Origin of the sequence: Ochrobactrum sp. SFR4 (assembly GCF_019730395.1) — a bacterium.
Classification (GTDB): domain Bacteria; phylum Pseudomonadota; class Alphaproteobacteria; order Rhizobiales; family Rhizobiaceae; genus Pseudochrobactrum.
The window spans coordinates 1-237 of sequence record NZ_JAAPBB010001362.1; the positions used below are offsets into that span (position 1 = coordinate 1).

Below are 237 nucleotides of genomic sequence, written 5' to 3' on the forward strand. Positions count from 1 at the left end.
GACACGATGATAAAATCGGGGATACAACAATCCGGCCAAGCGCCGATGGTGCGTGTGGTCAATGCGCATAAATCCTATGGTGCGCTGGAAGTTCTCAAAGGCATTGATCTCTCTGTTGATAAAGGCAAAATCTTTGCGCTGATCGGGCCATCCGGCTCCGGTAAAAGCACTTTGCTGCGCTCGATCAATCAGCTGGAAACGCTCAATCAGGGTGAGGTCTGGCTGGAGAATGAGCGG

Annotated in this window: 1 protein-coding gene; it reads left to right on the forward strand. The window is 51.9% G+C overall.

Annotated elements, in window-relative coordinates; all coding sequences use genetic code 11:
• Nucleotides 1-45: 45 nt before the first annotated feature.
• A partial coding sequence (locus tag HBA93_RS23470; protein WP_221724816.1) for an ATP-binding cassette domain-containing protein occupies nucleotides 46-237 on the forward strand: 192 nt, incomplete at its 3' end.